Below are 20,558 nucleotides of genomic sequence, written 5' to 3'. Positions count from 1 at the left end.
CGATGTCAATCCTAGTAGAGTCCCTACATGATGTCCTCCAATCGCCATTGAGCCATCGCGCCCAGGCCCTCCCGGCGGGCTGCGAACATCGGATATCGGGACCTGGACGGTCCCTAGGTTTCCCAGGAGGGCTTTCGTTTTTCGACGAACGCTTTCGGTCCTTCGACGAAATCCTTGCTGGCATACAAGCTGACAACGGCCGGCAATTTTTTTTGCCGGAAGAACACGCGTTCGATGGCCGGCTCATCCATGCCATGGCGGACGATTTCCCTGGCCGCCCGTATGGCGGCGGGCGATGCCTCGGCAATTTCATCGGCCCATGCCAGCGCAACCTGACGCAACTGGTCCGGCGCCGTCACCTCGTTGACCAATCCCTGCGCATGGGCCTCCCGGGCAGACAGCTTGCGTCCAGTCAGTATGAGGCCCATCGCTGTCTTCAATGGGAGCTGGCGCGGCAAACGCAGCAGGCCCCCCGCAGTCGCCACCACGCCCACGCGCGGTTCCGGCAATGCAAACGTCGCAGTGTCGGCGGCGATGATCAGATCGCATGCCAGCGCCAATTCGAATCCTCCGCCATGCGCGGCGCCGTTGACCGCGGCGATCACGGGCTTGGGCGAATCGAACCGCGCCGTCATGCCTCCAAAACCGTGCGGCGGCAGCGCCTGCGCGCCTCCTGCCGCCTGATGCTTCAGGTCATTGCCGGCGCAGAACGTCGAACCACTGCCCATCAGCACTGCAACCCGCAGGGAAGGATCCTGCATGAAGGCATCCAGCGCCGCATCGAGCTCAGCCGATGCGGGCGGGTGCAGCGCATTTCTCACCTGCGGGCGATCTATCGTCAGAAGACAGACATGTCCGATGGTCTCGACCTTGCAAAACTCGAAAATACGCTCCATGGTTCCCCCGCACGGCATTCGCGCTATTGTTTCTGGACGCCGGACTGCTCTCCGACCTTGGCCCACTTGTCCAGCTCCGCATCGACAAACTGGCGGAAATCATCTCCTACCAAAGTCCCGGGCTCGGCCCCCATGTGGCTCAGCGTTTCACGAAGCCCGGGATCCGCCAGGACCTCCTTCATCACTGCGGACAGCTTCCCAGGAACCTCGTTGTCGGCGCGCGGCATGAACAGGCCGAACCACGCGACCGCCTCGTAGCCGGGCAAGGCCGCTTCCGAGATGGTCGGGATATCCGGCATCAGCGCGGAACGCTTGGAGTCCGTCACCCCCAGCGCCACCACTTTTCCGGCTTGCACGTGCGGAGCCACCGTGACGAGAGAGTTGAACATGAGAGGCACATGTCCGGCGATGACATCATTCAGGGCGGGCGCCGCGCCCTTATAGCCGACCTCGACCATCCTGATGCCCGCCATGGACTTGAACAGCGCGCTGGAGAGCTGATTCGCCCCGCCGAAAGTCGCCATGCTCAATTGATCCGGAGATTTCTTTGCCAGCTCGATCAGCTCATTCACCGAGCGTGCCGGCACCTTGGGATTCACTACCAGAGCGCTGGCCATGCCCGCCACCAGGGCGATGGGGGTGAAGTCTTTCTTGGTGTCGTAAGGAAGAGTCTTGAGAAACACGGGATTGGTCACGTGATGCGTGGCATTGAACAGCAAAGTCGCCCCATCGGGAGCCGACTTGACGACTGCCTCCGACCCGATGACCGCGCTGGCTCCACCGCGATTCTCCACGACCACATTCACACCCAGCTTGTCCTGCAGGCCTTTCGCAACAAGGCGGCCAATGGCATCCGTGGGTCCTCCCGGCGGGAAGGGCACGATGACCCTGATTTGAGACGGCGGAAACGCAGGCTCCTGCGCCTGGGCCATCGCCATCGGCAATGCCAGGGCCGCCAACCAATACCTCCAATGCTTTTTCATCATGATGAATCTCCTCCTGTTATTGATATGAGAGTCGGTGATGCGAACATCACCACGCCGGCGGCATCGGTGCCAGAAGCTCCGGACCGGGCGTCGGCACATATCCGCTCGCAGAAAAACGCTCCAGCAGGGAAAGCGTGCGTCGCCCTGCAGGCGAGCAGATAAGTCGAGGGTCGATCCGCAGGTCATCCGGCGTATCGATATCCCAGCGCAGTCCAGGCGACTGCAGGATGTTCGGTTGCAGGCCCGCCGAGCAGATGCGATCCATGTGCAAGCGAAAGCTATCGTCGCCAAAGCAGGTTCCCATGACGTGCAGACCATGTCCGGCAAGCAGATTGGTGCCTATGCCGCGCCTGTCCGACGCCACTACCACTGCGCGATCCTGCTGCGCAGCCAGAGCCATGCGCAGATCGGCGGCCCTGGCAAAGGGAATATCGCTGGGCATCACCATTACGTCGTAGTGCCCGCGCGCAGCAAGAAACCGAATCGCCTGTCCAACCGCGGCGTTCGTTCCCGCTTCCTGCGCGTCCTCCAGCAGCAGCGCGCTGCCCCGTGCCAGAGATCGCACCAAAGGATCGCTGCTGATGACAACGATGCCGGCCAATTCCCGCAATTCAGTCAAGGTTTGCAGCAGATCGCGAAACATCGCGAGAGCAAGACAAGCGCGCTGCGCATCGCTCAGGACAGGCGAGAGCCGCCGCTTCGCATGAGCCAGCCGCTTCACAGGCACGACGGCCCAGATCGATCCGGTACCGTAATGCCCGCTGGCTTTCATGGCCGCTTTCCTCGGAGGCTGCGAGAAAACGACAGACAATCCTGCGCAAGCGCCCGTCGGCTGGCCTCACTGTTCATCACAGTATGCGTAACAAGCACAGGCACCCCCAGCTCGCTCGCCTCCGCCTCGTCCTCCACATCGATGACGAGGCCATCGATCAAGCCGTCGTACTTGCGCACGACGCCTGCATTTCCATGCAAGCCGCCCAGTTCATCCAGCAGCTTGGCTGCGGGCCCTTTCAAGGCCCTGCCTCCCACAAGTGGCGACACCGCCACGATAGGAACGCCGGCGGCCGCGAGCGCGTCGCGCATGCCTGGCAAAGCCAGGATGGGATCGATGCTCAGGTAAGGATTGGAAGGGCACAAAACGATCGTTTCCAGGCCTTCCTCTCGCAACGCGGCAAGCGCCGCCCCGGAGACTGCCGCATCCTCCGCCCCCTCGAAGTGCATTCCCCTGACGACGGGACGGCACTGATGCTTGACGAAATAGTGCTGGAAGCTCAGCGGACCGACATCGGTATGCACGGTTGTCCGCACCGGATCATCGCTCATCGGCAGGATGCTTGCCTCGATACCCAGGCGCCGGGCATGGCCGGCAGTGACGGCGCTCAGCGTGCGGCCCGAAGCCAGGCCATGGCTGCGCGCGACATGCATCGCCAGATCGCGGTCTCCCAGCTGAAACCAGTCCTCCTCTCCGAGGCGTGCCAGCTCTTCCATGCATGACCAGGTCTCTCCTCTCCTGCCCCAGCCGCGCTGCTCGTCATTCAGTCCGGCCAAGGCATAGAGCACGCTGTCGATATCCGGCGAGATCGACAGGCCCAGATGCTCGAAATCATCGCCGGTATTGACGATGACCGTCAGCCGCGCCCCCAGCAGGCCGGCAAGGCCGCTCGCCAGCTTGGCGCCCCCGACGCCGCCGCTGAGGGCCACGACCCGGCCGCCTGTTTTCATTGACCCGCTCCTGCCGGATCGGCCTCTTCCAGACCTGTGATCCGTATGCCGGCGCCCTTGACCTTGTAGCGGCGATTCAAGCCGATCAGCACGGAAGTCAGGGCCTCGGCGGCGGCCGAATTGGCCAGGGCTCCGGCATCGATACCGCGCAAGGCAACCTGCCGCGCCAGCCCTGTCACGAGTTCCCGCGCCGTCTGATCGTCGCCAAACACGAGAACATCGCAGTCGACCCGCTCGCCCAAATGCAGCTTGGCGGCGCCGACATTGTGAAACGCGGACACCACACGCACGCCCGGACCGAGAGTCGCCTGGGCGATCTGCGCGGCAGAGCCCTCGGCGGGCAGTTGCACGGTAGACACCCGGGGCGGCACCAGTGGAACGACGGCATCGACGACGATCTTTCCCTGCGCCGCAGCCCGGATCTCGCTCAAGACCGCTTCATGGCTGGAAAAAGGCACTGCAATCACCACCACATCAGCCAACTCCACCGCCTGTGTGTATGGCGCGGCGCAAGCATTGCCCAGTTCCGCCGCCAGATCGGCCGCGCGCTCGGGAGAGCGGGAGCCAATGACAATACGGTGACCGGCCCTGGCCCAGGCCTTGGCCAGGCCGGACCCTAGATCGCCCGTGCCTCCGAGGATGGCTATCGTCAGCAATCCAGCCGCGGGCTGTGAGTCCATGGATATCTTCTGCATCAAATGACCCCCCGGCAACGCAACGCCTCTATCTCGCTCTTCGATCTTCCAAGCTCTGTGGACAACACTTCATCGGTATGCTCCCCCAAAGAGGGCGGCGCCCTGCGGTACGCAGGCGGCGTTCCGACCAGCCTCAACGGACTGGCCAGCACGGGAACGGTTCCGCCATCGCTGCGCCGCACCTGCTCATGCAGCCGGCGATACCGGACCTGCGGGTCCTCGAACACCTGCTTGTAGTTATTGATGGGGCCGCATGGCACACCCGCCTCCTCGAGGCTGGCCAGCCATTCCCCGCAACTGCGCTCCCGCATCGTGCGAGCGATTTCCGGCACCAGCGCATCGCGATTGATGATGCGGGAACTGGTGGTCGCGAATCGGCCGTCCTGCGCAAGATCGGGCCGCCCCATGACTTCGCAATAGCGCCGCCACTGGGCGTCGTTGCCCACGGTAACGATGACGTGGCCATCGGAAGTCTCGAACGCCTGATAGGGCACGACCGCGGCATGGGCATTGCCATAGCGCTTGGGGATCTCGCCGTTGAGCAGATAAGCCATGGCCTGGTTGCTGCCTACCGCCACCGTGCAGTCCAGCAGCGCCATATCTATATACTGCCCTTGTCCGCTGACGCTGCGATAGGCCAGCGCTGAAAGAATGGCGATCGACGCATACATGCCCGTCATGATGTCCGACAGGGCGATACCGACTTTTTGAGGCCCGCCTCCGGGTAGCTCGTCCCGCTCGCCAGTCAGGCTCATGATGCCGCCCAGGCCCTGGAAGATGAAGTCGTAGCCGGGCTTGCTGGCGTAAGGCCCCTCTTGCCCAAATCCGGTGATAGAGCAATAGACGATGCCGGGATTGATGGTGCGTATGGACTCGTAGTCGAGCCCATAGCGCTTCATGTCGCCAAGCTTGTAGTTCTCGATGAATACATCGGACCTGGCCGCCAGTTCCCGCACGATCGCCTGGCCCTCGGCGGAGGCAAGATCGACAGTCACCGAGCGCTTGTTGCGATTTGCGCTGGCGTAGTAGCCGGAATCCCTCGTATCCCGTCCCTGCGCATCCTTGACCCAGGGCGGCCCCCAGCTGCGCGTATCGTCGCCGCAGCCGGGACGCTCCACCTTGATGACGTCGGCGCCCATGTCTGCCAGGTTCTGCGTACACCAAGGGCCAGCCAGGATGCGGGCCAAGTCCAGGACCTTGATGTGCGACAACGCCCCTTTCATGCCTGCTCCGGCGTCCAGTTGCTTTCCTGCACGCGCCGTACCATTTTGCGCAGCTTGTCGGCATCGTCGTCGCTATTGACTGCAATGCTGAAGCCCACATGCGTCAGCGTGTCCGAAAATCTTTCGACGATCTTGTCGGCGATCTCGTCGTACAGGCCCACGACCGCATAAGTATTGAGCATTTCATCATCGACATAGGCCGGCATCTCCTCCCAGCGCTGTTCTCGCGACAGGACGCTGAGCCGGTCCGCCAGGTCGCCCAGGCCCCAGATTTCGAAGGCAGGCCGATAGGCCGGCGTCGAAGCATAGAAAGCGACGCGGGCGCGCACGTCCCGTATTTTCTTTTCGAGCTCTTCCTCCGTTGCGGCCGCGGCCACCAGCGGCTTCATGGCGACCGACATGTCCTGGACATTGCGTCCGCTCTTGGCCACTCCCCTGGCGAAAGCCGGCTTCAGTACTTCCTTGATATAGCGGGGCGTGCAAACAGGGTGCGGACGGAACCCGTCGGCAACCTCGCCCGCCACCTGGCACATGACCGTATTCAAGGCAGCGACATGGATCGGCGGCGGGGAAAACGGCATGGGTCCCGGATTGAACAACGGCACCATGAGATCCAGCTTGTAGCGATCGCTGACGTAGTTCAGCTTGGTGCCGTTCTGCCAGCAGTCCCAGAAGGCGCGCACCGCGCCAACGTAGTCGCGCATCCAGGAGCCGGCCGGCGTGTAGTCGAGCCCGAAGCGGCGCACCAGATGCGCCTTTACCTGCGGTCCCAGGCCAAGCGTAAATCGCCCCCTGGACAATGCCTGCAGACGCCAGGCCGCCATGGCCGTCACATAGGGCGTGCGCGCAAATGCAATGGCCACCGATGTAGCAATCTCCAAGGTGCTGGTGCCATGGGCTGCAAGGGCCGTCATGATGAAGGAGTCATCTTTCGTTTCGGTGGAAACCATGCCATCGAACCCGAGCGACTCAACCAGCTTCGCTGTTTCGCAAGCTTTAGTAATATCGAATGGCTCGTCGGGCTCGCGCAGGCCGGGATCCGTCTTGCCCAGATTGAGTTCCGTATAGATCTTCACTGTCTACCCCCTTTGATCGGTTTTTTTAATTAGTGATTCCAGCCAAGCGCCGCGGAAAGCTCGCGGGCGGACCGGCAGACTTCTTCTTCAATCGTTTTACGCTGCTCCTGGGGCACGATGTTTAGCGGGAACACGCTGGTGATCGCGCCAACGAATGTCCCGGTTGCATCGAACACGCCGGCCGCGCACGACCCTACCCCGACGAAGCTCTCGCCTTCGTTCCATGCCATGCCTGAGCGGCGCACTTCCTGCAGATGCTGCTCGAGTTCCCTGACGTCAGTGATGGTGGAATTCGTGAGCCGCGGCAGCCCGCTGTCCTCGACGACAGCCCGGAAGTTGTGCTCCGACATGTAGGCAAGCATGATCTTTCCCGCCGCGGTTGCATGCAACGGCCGGCGGTCGCCCTGCCGCAGATTGACGCGCAGTGCATCCGGACTCTGCACCGTGGCTATCACCAGCATGCTGATGTCGTCCAGCACCGAGACATGGGCCGTGTGCCGAGTCCGCTCGACCAGTTTCCCCAGCACGTTCAGGGAGTGCCTGTACAGCACATTCTGGTTGGCGACCTGCAGCCCGAGCTGCAGCACGCCCATGCCCAGCCGGATGCGCTTTGTGACCGGATCGCGGTCCAGCATGCGCCATTCGCACAGGCACGAAACCAGCCGGGAGACGACGCTCTTGTGCATTCCGAGCCGCTCGCTCAGCACCGTCAGCGACAGTTCCGCCTCGTCATTGGAGAAGGCATGCAGCAGCTGCATGGCCTTGTCTACCGTTTTTCTCGAGGTGGAAACCGCTGCGTCCTCCGACGCGATTGCCTTTTTCTTGATCATGGAAAAGCCGTAAAAAATGTTGTTGCTGATATAGCAACCGAGTTGCTGTTAAAGTATCATAGCATGGCGTTGAAAGTTTTTGCATACCCTCTTGGCAAAAAAAAACCTGCACGTCCGTGCAGGTTCTGGAGACAGATGGGAATTGATATGAAGCGAATGCATCTACCGGAAAAGGTCGTACTGCCTGGCGCGCACCAGTCCATGGGCAGTCGCATCCTCTTGCGGTCGCCAGGAAAACCCGCGTATCACGACAACAGGCGTCGCCTCGGAGGACTGCCCCATCAAAAGGGAACCGGCAGCGGCCAACTCATCCGCCGTACCGACTTCGGTCGACTGCAAGTGCCGCCCGAACATATCCGGCGCACCGCGCAGATCCCACAGCGATGCGATTCCAGCGACGCCGATGGCCACGCCCACGGTGCCGTTGCGCCAGGCGCGGCCATGGCTGTCGTTGATCACCACGCCGACATCCACGCCGAAAGCCTCGCCCAGGCCTCGCCGCAAATTCCGGGCCGAGCGATCCGGATCCAGCGGCAGCAGCAGCGCCGTATCGTCGCTGTCTTCCTGCAGCACGTTGGACATGTCGATCCCCGCATTCGCCATGACGAAGCCCAGCCGGTGCTCCACGATGAGAACATCCTTGCGAAAGCGCACGACCTCATTCGACTCATCGAGTATGAGCTGAACCAGCCTGGGATCTTTATTGACTTTGCCGGCCAGATCCAGGGCGCGATCCGTCGGCCGGACATCCGCCAGGCGCACCAGCCGTCCTTCGGACTTCGACACGATTTTTTGCGCGACGACGAGGACATCGCCGTCCTGCAGGGACAAGTCCTCGCGACGCAGCGCATCCGCAACGAGGCCGCTGAGATCATCGCCGGGCTGGACCATGGGCAGCGAGTTCGGAGCGAAGAGATTCAACGAACGAACGGAAGACATGGCGCGCCTCGAAAGGGATACAGGAAAGTTTCGATACGCCCCCGCCAAGCGGCCGGCGATCGGCTATGAACGCATCAAATGGAAACGAAAAAAGGAGACTCAATCATGCAAAAAAGCGTTGCGACGCCAGCCTTCGAGGACCTCGCCAATCAGCGGCTCGCCGAGCTTTTACCGCAGGCCGCGGCACTGCGCGACCAGGGACACGGGCAGATCATAACGTACTCGCGCAAGGTTTTCATACCGCTGACGCGCCTGTGCAGGGACGTCTGCCACTACTGCACTTTTGCGCAGACTCCCAGGAAAAACGAAGCGCCGTATCTATCGGCGGACGAGGTTCTCTCCATTGCCAGAGCAGGCGAGCGCGCAGGCTGCACCGAAGTCCTTTTCACGCTCGGCGACAAGCCCGAGCTGCGTTATGCAAGCGCGCGCGCAGCGCTGGAAGCGCTCGGCCATGCAAGCACCATCGAGTATCTCGCGGCGATGTGCCGCCTTGTCCTGAAAGAAACCTCCCTGCTGCCTCACGTCAATCCCGGCGTCATGAGCACCGAGGAAATCGCCTTGCTGCGGCAGGTTTCGGTTTCCCAAGGCATCATGCTGGAAAGCATTTCGGAACGCCTTTGCGAAAAAGGAGGCGTTCACTACGGATCGCCGGACAAGCTGCCTGCGGCAAGGCTGGCCACGATCCGCGCCGCCGGGAAGCTGCAGGTGCCGTTCACCACAGGCATCCTGATCGGCATCGGCGAAACGCGCGCGGAAAGACTTGAGTCGCTTTACGCCCTGCGCAGCCTGCATGAGGAATTCGGCCATATCCAGGAAATCATCATCCAGAATTTCCGCGCGAAGCCCGCAACCAAATGCGCCGGCCGCGAAGAGCCCGACATGGGCGAGCTGAGATGGACGATCGCCGCCGCCCGTCTCATATTCGGTCCTGAAATGAACATCCAGGCCCCTCCCAATCTCACGCCCGACGATTACTCCCTCCTGATCGGAGCCGGCATCAACGACTGGGGCGGCGTCTCTCCGGTCACTCCCGATCATGTGAATCCGGAAGCCCCCTGGCCCCATATCGCAACACTGCGCGAAAACACGGAAAAGGCCGGCAAGGAACTGGTCGAGCGCATGGCGATCTATCCATCCTATGCGCGCGCCCCGTCGAAATGGCTGGACCCCTCCCTGCGGCAGGCCGTATTGCGTGGAAGCGATGCGGAAGGCTTCCCCCGGATGTCGGCATGGTCTCCTGGATTGGGAAGCGCATCGATCCCTGCTCCCGTCTCCCGCAGTGTTCCACTGCGCCTGCCCGCGATTTCTCCCGACGTACGAGACGCACTGTCGCGCGCCAGCGATGGCCGCGCTCTTTCCGAAGATACGGTCGCGCGGCTTTTCAGGTCCCGGGGCCACGAGGCGGACGCGATCTGCGCCGCCGCCGACTCGCTGCGCCAAGCCACTGTCGGCGAAACCGTGCGCTATGTCGTTACGCGAAACATCAACTACACCAATGTCTGCAAATACAAATGCGCGTTCTGCGCTTTTTCCAAGGGCCGGCATTCCGCCAATCTGCGCGGTCCGGCCTACGATCTTTCCATGGAAGAAATCATACGCCGCGCCCACGAGGCAAAGATGCGCGGCGCCACGGAGCTCTGCCTGCAAGGAGGCATACACCCCGGCTACACGGGAGAAACCTATCTCGAACTGGTGCGCACACTCAAATCCGTCGAGCCGGATCTGCATATCCACGCGTTCTCCCCGCTGGAGATCAATCACGGAGCGCAGACGCTGGGCCTGTCAGTCAGCCAGTTCCTGGCCGAACTGCGCCAAGCCGGCCTGGGATCGCTGCCTGGCACCGCGGCGGAAATACTCCACGACGGCGTACGCGCAATCATCTGCCCGGACAAGCTGAACAGCCGGCAATGGCTGGACACTGTCGAAGCTGCCCACCGCAATGGACTACGCACGACTTCCACCATGATGTTCGGCCATGTCGATGGGCCCGAACATTGGGCCAGGCACCTGCTGTCATTGAGGGAACTGCAGCAGCGCACCGGCGGCATTACCGAGTTCGTGCCCCTGCCCTTTGTTCACATGGAAGCTCCCTTGTACTACCGTGGTCTCGCGCGCAAAGGACCGACCTTCCGTGAAACGCTGCTCGTCCATGCATTGGCCCGGCTGGTGCTGCATCCTCTGATCCCGAACATCCAGGTATCGTGGGTAAAGCTGGGCGCGGACGGCGCAAAGGCCTGCCTGCAGGCGGGGGCCAACGACCTGGGAGGCACCCTGATGAACGAAAGCATTTCCAACGCCGCCGGGACGGAACACGGGCAGGAAATGGGCCCCGCGCAAATGGATGCGCTGATCCGTTCCATAGGGCGTCTTCCCCTGCAGCGCAGCACACTCTACGGACCGGTACCGGAAGCAACCATGCGCCGATCCTATTGCGCCCCCGAGCTGAGCGCCATGGTACTCACCCCTGCCGGCAAACAACCAGCCAATCCGCCGCATCGGCGTGAAACAGAGAAGAGAATCGATATGTTGCTGCTGCACAGTTAGCCGGCTTAGGCGCCAGCGCCTTGCAACCGCCATGCGGCCGGCCTGCCGCATGGCGCAACTATTGACAGTCCAAAGCCGCCGGTAAGACAATAAAAACAGAATGATCGATCTGACAGAAAGAATGAAAATATGAATGGAGACATACACGCCATGCGAAAACCACGGCAATCGACGCGCAGGGCGCTCTTGATCGAGGCGGAACAAACTCCCCATGCGCAACGGGCTTTCGACGCCCGCAACGCCATCGCACCATCGATATCGCATGAATAGCAGCCAGACAAGCGAAGGCGGCGTGGCGGCGGTCGACAGGGCGCTGGACATCGTACGGACAGTCGCCCTCCACGCCGAACCGATGAGCCTGGCCGATCTCGCCCGCGCAACCGGCTTCTACAAAAGCACCATATTGCGCCTGATGGCTTCACTGGAAAAAGCCGCGTTCATCGCGAGACGAAATGACGGCCGCTACTGCCTCGGTCCCTACGCCCACCAGCTGGGCCGCGCCTACGAGGCCACGCATCACCTGGTGGAAACCGTCCGCCCCATCCTGCTCGACCTGGTCGACCGGGGCACGGAAAGCGCTTCGCTCCACGTGTACCACAACAGCCGCTTTCGCCAGTGCCTGCTGCGCGTCGATTCGCGCCACTCCATCCTGGACCGCATTTCCACGGGCGACCTGCTGCCGCTGGATCGAGGCGCCGCCGGCAGGCTCATACAGACCTTCCATAGGCAAGGCGCACGACCCAGCCTGTCCAATGTATCGGCCTTGTCGATGGGCGAACGGGACCCTGACTGCGCCGCCGTCGCAAGCGCGGTGTTCGGCATCGGAAATGAATTGCTGGGCGTGATTTCACTGTCGGGGCCGCGTGAACGCTTCACCCCGGCAGCCATAGAGACCATGTCGGACTTGTGCCTGTCCGCCGCAGCGCAGGCCACGGCCTTGCTGGGCGGACAGTACCCTTCGCGCCAGGAGAAAGCGCTCAGCGCTTGAGCTGGGACACATCCCTGACGGCGCCGCGGTCCGCCGATGTGGCCAGCGCGGCATAGGCCTGCAACGCCTGCGATACGACGCGATTGCGCAGCACCGGCTTCCAGGCCTGCTCGCCCAGGGACTCCATCTGCGCGCGACGACGCGCCAGTTCCTCATCGCTGATGGCCAGGTGGATTTTGCGGTTGGGAATGTCGATTTCGATCGTATCGCCGTCGTTGACCAGGCCGATGTTGCCGCCCTCGGCCGCTTCCGGCGAAGCATGGCCGATGACCAGGCCGGACGAACCGCCCGAGAACCGGCCGTCGGTCAGCAAGGCCGAACTGGCGCCCAGGCCCTTGGACTTCAAGTAGGACGTGGGATAGAGCATTTCCTGCATGCCGGGGCCGCCCTTGGGACCTTCGTAGCGGATGACGACGACGTGGCCGGCCTTGACCTTGCCGCCCAGGATGCCGTCGACGGCATCTTCCTGGCTTTCGTACACAATGGCCTTGCCGGTGAACACCAGAATGCTTTCATCCACGCCAGCCGTCTTGACGATACAGCCGTTGGGCGCCAGGTTGCCGTACAGCACGGCCAGGCCGCCGTCCTGGGAATAGGCGTTGGCCTTGTCGCGGACGCAGCCGCCGACGCGGTCCAGATCCAGTTCGGCGTAGTAGCGTTCCTGACTGAAAGCCACCTGCGTGGGAATGCCGCCAGGCGCCGCCTTGTACATCTGCAGCGCTTCCTGCGGCGGGTTTTCCTGGGCGATGTCCCACTTGGCGATGGCCTGGCCCAGCGTGCCGCTATGGACGTTACCAACGTCCAGGTGCAGCAGGTTGGCGCGCGCCAGTTCGGCCAGGATGCCCAGGATGCCGCCGGCGCGGTGCACGTCTTCGATATGGTACTTGTTGGTTGCGGGCGCCACCTTGGACAGGCAGGGCACACGGCGGGAAATCTTGTCGATGTGCGACATGGTGAAGTCCACGCCGGCCTCCTGGGCCGCGGCCAGCAGGTGCAGCACGGTATTGGTGGAGCCGCCCATGGCGACGTCCAGCGTCATGGCGTTTTCAAACGCCTCGAACGTGGCGATGTTGCGCGGCAGCACCGAGGCATCGTCCTGCTCGTAATAGCGGCGACACAGGTCGACGACGAGCTTGCCTGCGTCTTCGAACAGCTTTCGGCGACTTGCATGCGTGGCCACGATAGTGCCGTTGCCGGGCAGCGACAGGCCCAGCGCTTCGGTCAGGCAGTTCATGGAGTTGGCCGTGAACATGCCCGAGCAAGATCCGCAGGTCGGACAGGCGCTGCGTTCGACCGCGTCGGCCTCTTCATCGGTGACGTCGGGGTCGGCGGCCCGGATCATGGCATCGACCAGATCCAGCTTTTCCAGCACCTGGCCGGTGCCGTCGTCGATGATCTTGCCGGCCTCCATAGGCCCGCCGGACACGAATACGGCGGGAATGTTCAGGCGCATGGCGGCCATCAGCATTCCCGGAGTGATCTTGTCGCAGTTGGAGATGCACACCATGGCGTCGGCGCAATGGCCATTGACCATGTACTCGACCGAGTCGGCGATCAGCTCGCGCGACGGCAGGGAGTACAGCATGCCGCCATGGCCCATGGCGATGCCGTCATCGATGGCGATGGTGTTGAATTCCTTGGCCACGCCGCCGGCGGCCTCGATCTGGCGCGCCACCAGTTGCCCCATGTCCTTCAGGTGCACATGCCCCGGCACGAACTGCGTGAACGAGTTGACGACGGCGATGATGGGTTTCCCGAAATCGCCATCCTTCATTCCGGTGGCGCGCCACAGGGCGCGGGCGCCCGCCATATTGCGGCCATGCGTGGAAGTACGTGAACGGTAGTGCGGCATGATGAGTCCCGGTCAGGTTCAAATATTGAGTCAAAGAGACTAATCATAATCCCAAATGCCCCGCCAGGCATCCGCAACCGCGCTCCCCTGGTGGGCGACTCGGGGGGATCGCGCTATGTTGCGATTAAAGGACAGGGGGTTTTCCTGTTTGATGATGTTTCGATCTATCCCAGTATGAGCGTCTATCGGGCCGTGCGGGGTGGGCGCGCCGTCCGAAAGCGCCGCGGGCTTCCGTAGGGAAGGCGGGGGCAATCGGCGGGCGCTGTCTGAGCGGCCCGATAGACGCCGGCATAAGAAACCCAGTATCAGTGGGCGTGGCGCTGCTCCGGCTTTTCGCCTTCGATGATTGTCACCTGCAGCACCACAGGCTCGGCGCCGGTGCGCGCGTAGTGCTCCTGGCTGTCGGGATGCGAGAACACGCCGCCCGGCGGCAGGGTCTTCAGGCCGCCGTCCTCGAACGTCTTGCCAAAGCCCACCTGCAAGGTCCCGCTGATGACCGTGGCGATGAAATAGCCGTTCTTCACGCCATGCGGCGGCAGATCGGTATTGGGAGGGATACGCAGGCGCACGGTCTTTACGCGGTATGCGGAATCTTCATGGACCAGTTGGCGCTGCGTCTTGGCGGACGCTTCCCATTGCAACTGGTCCGCCTGCAGCAGGAAATCACCCTTCGACGAATCGTAGGCCTGGGCAAGCGGCACGAGGGCCGCCAGGCCCAGTATGCCAAGGAGTTTGCTGATGGATTTCATGGCTCACCTTTCCGGAGGGAGATTAGAAGCGATAGCTCAGGCCGGCGCTGAAACTGCGTCCGGTTCCCGGCAGGAACCCGGGCGCGCCGGGCGTAGCCGGATACTTGGCGCGGATCAGGTGGCTGCTGGCATAGGTCTTGTCGAAGATGTTGTCGGCCTGGATGAAGGCGCTCCAGTGCTTGTCGTGCTGGTAGTCCACCTTGAAGCCCCAGAGCGCGTAGGCGTCGCGCTTGGCGTAGTCGGCGTCCGTATTGGCATGGTCGGTATACGCCTCGGAGACCCAGCGCACGTTCGGCCCGAAACGCAGTCCGCCCAGGCGGTACAGCAACTCGGCGCCTATCAGGTGCTCCGGCACGCCGGCGATGCGGTTGCCCGCATATTGGCCGTCGCGGAAGCGGAAATCGCTATAGGTATAGGCCAGGCGGTAATCCAGCGCGCCGTCTCCCAGCCCATGGATGGAACCTCCCAGTCCGAGCTCTATGCCCTGGTGGCGCGTCTTGCCGCGATAGTTGATGACCTCGCTGACCGCTCCCGTGGCATCGGCGATTTCCATCAGCTCGTTGCGGACTTCGCTGCGGTACAGCGTCAGCGACCAGCTCACCGCATCGCGCCCGGCGCCCCATGTGCCGTTGCCGCCGATCTCGAAGGTATTGGCCTTTTGCATGTCCAGGCGGTTCAGTCTGGTCGATACAGGCACATTGTTGCCCATGCCGAAGGCCGGCGGCACATTGTTGCCGATGATTTCCCAGTAGGTGGGCGCCTCATTGCTGCGGCTGATGTTCGCGAACCAGCGCTGGTTTTCGTTCGGCGCCCAGATCACGCCAACCTTGGGACTGAAGTAGCTCCAGTCCTGGTCGAGGCGGTTGCCCGACAGGCGTTCTTTCGCATCACGTATGGCCTGGCTGTACTTCAGGTCCGCCACGACCTGCCATTGCGGGTTGAAATGCCAGGCCAGCCCCAGCATGGCATTGCGGTTCTCCGCCTGCAGGTCGTAGTCTCCGAATTTCAGGAAGTTTTCGCCATGGCGCGTTGCGTGCAGTTCGCGGTCCATGTCGGTGCGCGCCCAGTTCAGACCGAAACGGTAGTCCAGGCTGCCCTGCGTGCCCGCCATCTGCCACTGCACACCATAGGTATGGCCGTCGGTGGGGCTGGAAGTGGTCGGATTGGTGAAGGTATCGTCGATGGTCTGCCAATAGACGCCCACCGTATGATTCAGGGCTTCGGTGCCCCAGTAGGTGCGATTGGCCAGGCGGAACTGCTTCGTCTTGCGGTTGGGATCGCGATCGTAAACGTTCTGCATCTGGTCCGGCATCGTGTTGCCATCGCCCAGGACGCCGCGCGGATTGTCCTCCATGGCCGCCTTGGAAACGACGTTGGGGATGTCGAACTTCAGGTCCGTGTACGACAGATAGGTGCGATTTTCCACGCCGTTGTCGAACCTGGCGCCGAAGTTGGCCTGCATATTGGTGCGCCTCGATTGCGAGTGATGGCGGTAGCCGTCGCTCTTATCGTGGCTGAAGCTGATGCGGCCATCGAAGCGTTCCCCCTGGAAACCTTTGGCTGCGTTGATGCCGAAGCGCCCGAAACTGCCGCCTTCGATCTTGATGCCTTCGCGATTGGTGCCCGTCAGCGACTGGAAGTCCAGCTCGCCGCCCAGTGTGGTCGCGCCCGGATTGATGGCATTCGCCCCGCGCCGGACACTTACCAGGCCGGTATTGCGCAACTCCAGCAGGCTGATGACGAACGAGCCGTCGGCCTCGTTCAACGGCAGGCCGTCCTGCATGAGCAGCACGCCCCGGTTCACGGGGTTGCTCTGGATGCCGGAGCCCCGGATGTTCAGCCTGGGCTGGTCCAGCCCGCCGAAGAACTCCTGCACGACGATGCCGGGCTGATAGTCCAGCACATCGCGCAGCGTGGCTTGGCGCTCCTGCTCCTTGGGGACGATCAGGTTGGTGCCGCCGGGCACCTGGTCCAGCCGCTTGCGCTCCTGCGCGGTATTCGGCTGCAAGGGCGTGCTTTCCTGCGGCGCCACCCTGATGGATGGCAAGGTCGTGACCTGCGCCTGGCCGAGCGCGGGCCACAGCGCGGGCCACAGCGCGGCAAATGCCAGGCCGATCGCCAGGCTGCTCTGTTTGCGTTTGAAGTGCATGATGGGTTCCGAAGGAATGCCCCGCCGGCAGCAGGACAGAAATGTAAATGCGAACAATTAATACTTACATATGATCTCACCGGTACCCATGGAGCAAAAATGACGAATATCAATTTCGCCCGCCATGTCCTACATTCCGTAAGGGAATTACCGCGCCTGCTTTCCTTCGTCCTCTGTCGTATAGTTTTGGTTTTGCCCGCCTCACAATAAATCCATAGGCGGAACTCCCCCTACCGGCAACCAGAGGACAGGAAGACAAACTTGGAACCGCACCGCACAGCCCACGGCGCAGAGCGCACTCCCCTACGCAACGACATCCGCACACTGGGCAAGGCGCTCGGCGATGTCATTCGCGAAAGCGACGGCAAGGCCATCTACGACGTCATCGAAAAACTGCGTCGGGCAGCCGTCAAATTCCGCCGCGAAGGCAATCCCCAGGACGGCAAGGTGCTGGAGCAGCAGATCCGGCGCATGGCGGACGACCAGACCAATCCCGTCGCCCGCGCCTTCGGCTACTTTCTCCATCTGTCCAATATTGCCGAAGACCGGGACCAGAACCGCCGTCATCGCCAGCAGCAGTTGCAGTCGGAACGCGCCGCCAAAGGCGTGCTGGCCGCCGCCCTGGCCGATCTGAACGATCAGGGCGTCGGCAAGCGGCGCATCCGCAAATACCTGGAAAGCACCAGCATCGTGCCCGTGCTGACGGCGCATCCGACCGAGGTCCAGCGCAAGAGCACGCTGGACCTGCATCGCGACATCGCCCGCCAGTTGGCGCTATGCGATACGCAGTTGACGCCCGCCGAGGCCGAACGCGTGCACGAGCGCCTGCACGGCCTGGTGACGGCCTTGTGGCAGACCCGCATGCTGCGCCAGCAGAAGCTGACCGTCCTGGACGAGATCGACAATGCGCTGAGCTACTACGGCACCACGTTCCTCAGCACCATTCCCGGCCTGCACCAGGATGTCGCCCGCCACCTGAAGGACGCGCGTCCGAACACGCAAGGCGACGACAACGTGCTTGCCCCCTTCCTGCACATGGGCAGCTGGATCGGCGGCGACCGCGACGGCAACCCCAATGTCGATGCCGATACGCTGGAGCAGGCTCTGCTGCGGCAATCCACCCGCGCCATGCAGTACTACCTGGAAGAGGTGAAGCAGCTCGGTACGGAGCTTTCCATGTCGCAGATGCTGGCGACGCCCAGCAAAGCACTGCTCGCCCTGTCCGACCTCAGCGAAGACACTTCGCCGCACCGTCTGGACGAACCCTACCGGCGGGCCTGCATCCATCTGTACGCCCGCCTGGCCGCAACCACGCAGGCATTGACTGGCCGCAACCAGGCCCGCCATCCCACCTACCCCGCCGCGGCATACGGCGCTCCCGCCGAGTTCGAGGCCGACCTGCGGATCATCTCCGACTCGCTGCGTTTCCATCATGGCGCCGCCATTGCGCAGTTGCGCCTGAACAGCCTGCTGCAGGCCACGCGCATCTTCGGTTTCCACCTGGCCAGCCTGGATCTGCGCCAAAGCTCGGACGTGCACGAACGCGTGCTGACAGAGCTGTTCCGCCGCGCCGACGTGCGCATCGACGGACGCGTCGTGGACTATGCCGCTCTGGAGGAGGACGAGCGCATCGCCCTGCTGCGCAGCGAACTGCGCCAGGCGCGTCCGCTGGTTTCCCCCTGGATCCGCTACTCCGACGAAACCGAAAAGGAACTGGCCATCCTGCGCATGGCCTGCGCCTGCCGCCGACGCTACGGCGAGCAGGCCGTGTCCCAGATCATCATCTCGCACACCGAAACGCTCAGCGACCTGCTGGAGGTGCTGGTACTGCAGCAGGAAACCGGCCTGATCTCCCCGCCGGACGGCGACGGCGCCCAGGCCAGCACCGGAGCCATGGTGGTCCCCTTGTTCGAGACCATCCCCGACCTGGAGCGCGGCCCGGGCATCATGGCGGCCTGGCTGGATCTGCCCGAGGTCGCGCAGCGCGTCCGACACGCGCAGAAAGGCATCCAGGAAGTCATGCTGGGCTATTCCGACAGCAACAAGGACGGCGGCTACCTGACGTCGAACTGGTCGCTGTACCAGGCGGAACGCGAGCTGGCGCGCGTATTCAAGAAACGCAAGGTTCGGCTGCGCCTGTTCCATGGGCGCGGCGGCTCGGTGGGGCGCGGCGGCGGTTCGACCTACGACGCCATCCTGGCCCAGCCGCACGACACCGTCAACGGCCAGATCCGCCTGACGGAACAGGGCGAAGTCATCCAGAGCAAGTACAAGGACGCCGAAGTGGGCCGCTGGCACCTCGAACTGATCGTGGCCGCCACGCTGGAGTCCAGTCTGAAGCCTGCGCAGGCCGCCGCGCGCCGCGAAGAGGAAAACATGGCCCGCCACAGTTGCGCCATGCGCTTCATGTCGGGCGTGGCCCAGGACGCCTATCGCAGCCTGGTGTATGGCACGGAAGGATTCAACGACTACTTCTTCGCCGCCACGCCCATCCGCGAGATCGCCGAACTGAACATCGGCTCGCGGCCCGCGTCGCGCAAGTCCGTGCAGCGCATCGAGGACCTGCGCGCCATCCCGTGGGGCTTTTCATGGGCGCAATGCCGCCTGCTGCTGACTGGCTGGTACGGCATGGGCACCGCCTTGCGGCAATACATCGACCACGGCTGCCCGGGCAGCCCGGAAACGCCGCAGGAGCGGCTGTCGCAGCTTCAGGACATGGAACGGCACTGGCCGTTCTTCACCACGCTGCTGTCCAATATGGAGCAGGTGCTGGCCAAGACCGACCTGAGCATCGCGCGCAAGTACGCCGGCCTGGTGCCTGACAAGCGCCTGCGCGACAGCATCTTCGGACGCATCGAAAGCGAATTCCACCTGACGCAGGAAATGTTCCGCCGGGTGGCGCAACGCGAGCTTCTGGAGAAAGATCCGCAATTGGTTGCGGCGCTGGCCGAACGCTTCGCCTACATCGATCCCCTGAATTACCTGCAGGTGGAACTGCTGCGCCGCCATCGTTCGGAAGAGCACGCCCGGCGCAGCAGGAAATCCGGACCGGAGAGCAGGGAACAGCGCGCGCTGCACATGACGATCAACGGCATTGCCGCAGGCCTGCGCAATTCGGGCTGACGCGGCCGACTGCAGCCACCGACGCCCGGGCGCTACGAAAACCGTCAGGGCTCGGTCGCCCCCGAACCCATCCCCTGCCAGCGGCGTACGACATCGCTGTCCACGCCGAACAGGTCAAGCGCGCGCCCCACGGTGTGGTTCACCATTTCGTCGATGGATTGCGGCAGACTGTAGAAGGCGGGAACGGGGGGCAGGATGATCGCTCCCATTTCCGCCGCCGCCGTCATGCTGCGCAAGTGCCCCAGGTGCAGCGGCGTTTCACGCACCATCAGCACCAAGCGCCTGCGCTCTTTCAAGGTGACGTCCGCGGCCCTGGACATCAGGCTGGACGTCACACCGGTGACGATCTCGGACAGCGTGCGGATCGAGCATGGCGCGATCAGCATGCCGTCGACGGGAAACGATCCGCTGGAAATCGTCGCCCCCACATCCTGCACCGCATGCGCAACCGTGGCCTTTTGCATCACGTCGGCGGGCCGCAGCCCCATCTCCTGGCTGAGCGTCAGCGCGGCCGAGCGGCTGACGACCAGGTGCGTTTCCACGCCGGCAAGCGTCAGCAGCTCCAGCGCGCGCACGCCATAAATGGCGCCGGACGCGCCGGTGATGCCGACGATGATGCGTTTGGGTCTGGAGGTGGCGGGGCTTGTCATGAGTCTGGAAAATGGCGATCGTGAACCACCATCATACCGTTTCAATCGCCCAAAACGCACATGGCAGGCACCACATGGAGGGCGGAAAGGCTCTCTGTCGCAGCGGCTGCCCAACCGTTATATTTGTTAATATATA

16 protein-coding genes are annotated in these 20,558 nt (G+C 63.0%); 3 read left to right on the top strand and 13 right to left on the bottom strand.

The window, feature by feature from the left end:
- Positions 1–113: 113 nt before the first annotated feature.
- The 9 genes from EV686_RS01630 to cofE all read right to left on the bottom strand — a co-directional run bounded on the left by EV686_RS01630 (position 114) and on the right by cofE (position 8,367).
- Positions 114–896, bottom strand: a complete 783-nt coding sequence (locus EV686_RS01630) for an enoyl-CoA hydratase-related protein (protein WP_132472802.1) — start codon at positions 894–896, stop codon at positions 114–116.
- A 23-nt stretch (positions 897–919) separates the two neighbouring features.
- A complete protein-coding gene (locus EV686_RS01625) occupies positions 920–1,882 on the bottom strand; it encodes a tripartite tricarboxylate transporter substrate binding protein (protein ID WP_207901662.1) in 963 nt (320 codons plus the stop codon).
- Between the two features lie 46 nt (positions 1,883–1,928).
- Positions 1,929–2,654 carry a 2-phospho-L-lactate guanylyltransferase gene (gene cofC / locus EV686_RS01620; protein WP_132472800.1) on the bottom strand — a complete coding sequence of 242 codons (726 nt, stop codon included), beginning with the start codon at positions 2,652–2,654 and terminating at the stop codon, positions 1,929–1,931.
- The gene (gene cofD / locus EV686_RS01615) at positions 2,651–3,604 is read right to left on the bottom strand and encodes a 2-phospho-L-lactate transferase (protein WP_132472798.1); all 954 of its coding nucleotides are present in this window, start codon (positions 3,602–3,604) and stop codon (positions 2,651–2,653) included. Before cofD ends, cofC begins: the two co-directional genes overlap by 4 nt.
- The gene (gene npdG, locus EV686_RS01610) at positions 3,601–4,284 is read right to left on the bottom strand and encodes an NADPH-dependent F420 reductase (RefSeq protein WP_132472796.1); all 684 of its coding nucleotides are present in this window, start codon (positions 4,282–4,284) and stop codon (positions 3,601–3,603) included. The genes cofD and npdG overlap by 4 nt, the downstream gene beginning before the upstream one ends.
- Positions 4,285–4,298: 14 nt before the next feature.
- Positions 4,299–5,522, bottom strand: a complete 1,224-nt coding sequence (locus EV686_RS01605) for a CaiB/BaiF CoA transferase family protein (protein WP_132472794.1) — start codon at positions 5,520–5,522, stop codon at positions 4,299–4,301.
- Positions 5,519–6,598: a TIGR03617 family F420-dependent LLM class oxidoreductase gene (locus tag EV686_RS01600; protein WP_132472792.1), complete on the bottom strand. Its 1,080-nt coding sequence runs from the start codon at positions 6,596–6,598 to the stop codon at positions 5,519–5,521. The genes EV686_RS01605 and EV686_RS01600 overlap by 4 nt, the downstream gene beginning before the upstream one ends.
- 29 nt (positions 6,599–6,627) lie before the next feature.
- Positions 6,628–7,428 (bottom strand): IclR family transcriptional regulator, encoded by an 801-nt coding sequence (locus EV686_RS01595; RefSeq protein WP_132472790.1) that lies wholly within the window; start codon positions 7,426–7,428, stop codon positions 6,628–6,630.
- Positions 7,429–7,590: 162 nt separating this feature from the next.
- Entirely contained in the window at positions 7,591–8,367 is a 777-nt protein-coding gene (gene cofE / locus EV686_RS01590) for a coenzyme F420-0:L-glutamate ligase (RefSeq protein WP_132472788.1), read from the bottom strand.
- Between the two features lie 105 nt (positions 8,368–8,472).
- Here cofE and cofH point away from each other — a divergent pair, with 105 nt between their 5' ends.
- Positions 8,473–10,911, top strand: a complete 2,439-nt coding sequence (gene cofH, locus EV686_RS01585; RefSeq protein WP_132472786.1) for a 5-amino-6-(D-ribitylamino)uracil--L-tyrosine 4-hydroxyphenyl transferase CofH — start codon at positions 8,473–8,475, stop codon at positions 10,909–10,911.
- Between the two features lie 262 nt (positions 10,912–11,173).
- Positions 11,174–11,899 (top strand): IclR family transcriptional regulator, encoded by a 726-nt coding sequence (locus EV686_RS01580; RefSeq protein WP_132472784.1) that lies wholly within the window; start codon positions 11,174–11,176, stop codon positions 11,897–11,899.
- On the opposite strand, the gene ilvD is transcribed toward EV686_RS01580, so the two are convergent.
- The 3 genes from ilvD to EV686_RS01565 form a co-directional block, all read right to left on the bottom strand.
- On the bottom strand, positions 11,889–13,751 hold the full coding sequence (gene ilvD, locus EV686_RS01575; RefSeq protein WP_132472782.1) for a dihydroxy-acid dehydratase: 1,863 nt from the start codon (positions 13,749–13,751) through the stop codon (positions 11,889–11,891). The two genes, EV686_RS01580 and ilvD, sit on opposite strands and share 11 nt — an antisense overlap.
- Positions 13,752–14,056: 305 nt before the next feature.
- Complete coding sequence (locus EV686_RS01570; protein WP_132472780.1) at positions 14,057–14,500, bottom strand: cupin domain-containing protein; 444 nt, start codon at positions 14,498–14,500, stop codon at positions 14,057–14,059.
- A gap of 22 nt (positions 14,501–14,522) precedes the next feature.
- Positions 14,523–16,649: a TonB-dependent receptor family protein gene (locus tag EV686_RS01565; RefSeq protein ID WP_132472778.1), complete on the bottom strand. Its 2,127-nt coding sequence runs from the start codon at positions 16,647–16,649 to the stop codon at positions 14,523–14,525.
- Positions 16,650–16,910: 261 nt separating this feature from the next.
- On the opposite strand from EV686_RS01565, the gene ppc reads away from it, so the two are divergent.
- Positions 16,911–19,772, top strand: a complete 2,862-nt coding sequence (gene ppc / locus EV686_RS01560; RefSeq protein WP_165972458.1) for a phosphoenolpyruvate carboxylase — start codon at positions 16,911–16,913, stop codon at positions 19,770–19,772.
- Between the two features lie 44 nt (positions 19,773–19,816).
- On the opposite strand, the gene EV686_RS01555 is transcribed toward ppc, so the two are convergent.
- Positions 19,817–20,422, bottom strand: coding sequence for a UbiX family flavin prenyltransferase (locus EV686_RS01555; protein ID WP_132472774.1), 606 nt, complete (start codon positions 20,420–20,422; stop codon positions 19,817–19,819).
- Positions 20,423–20,558 lie beyond the last annotated feature (136 nt).

Origin of the sequence: Paracandidimonas soli, assembly GCF_004342005.1 — a bacterium.
Lineage (GTDB): Bacteria > Pseudomonadota > Gammaproteobacteria > Burkholderiales > Burkholderiaceae_B > Paracandidimonas > Paracandidimonas soli.
The sequence above is the reverse complement of the archived record's forward strand: the minus strand, read 5'-3'. Positions and strand labels throughout refer to the sequence as shown.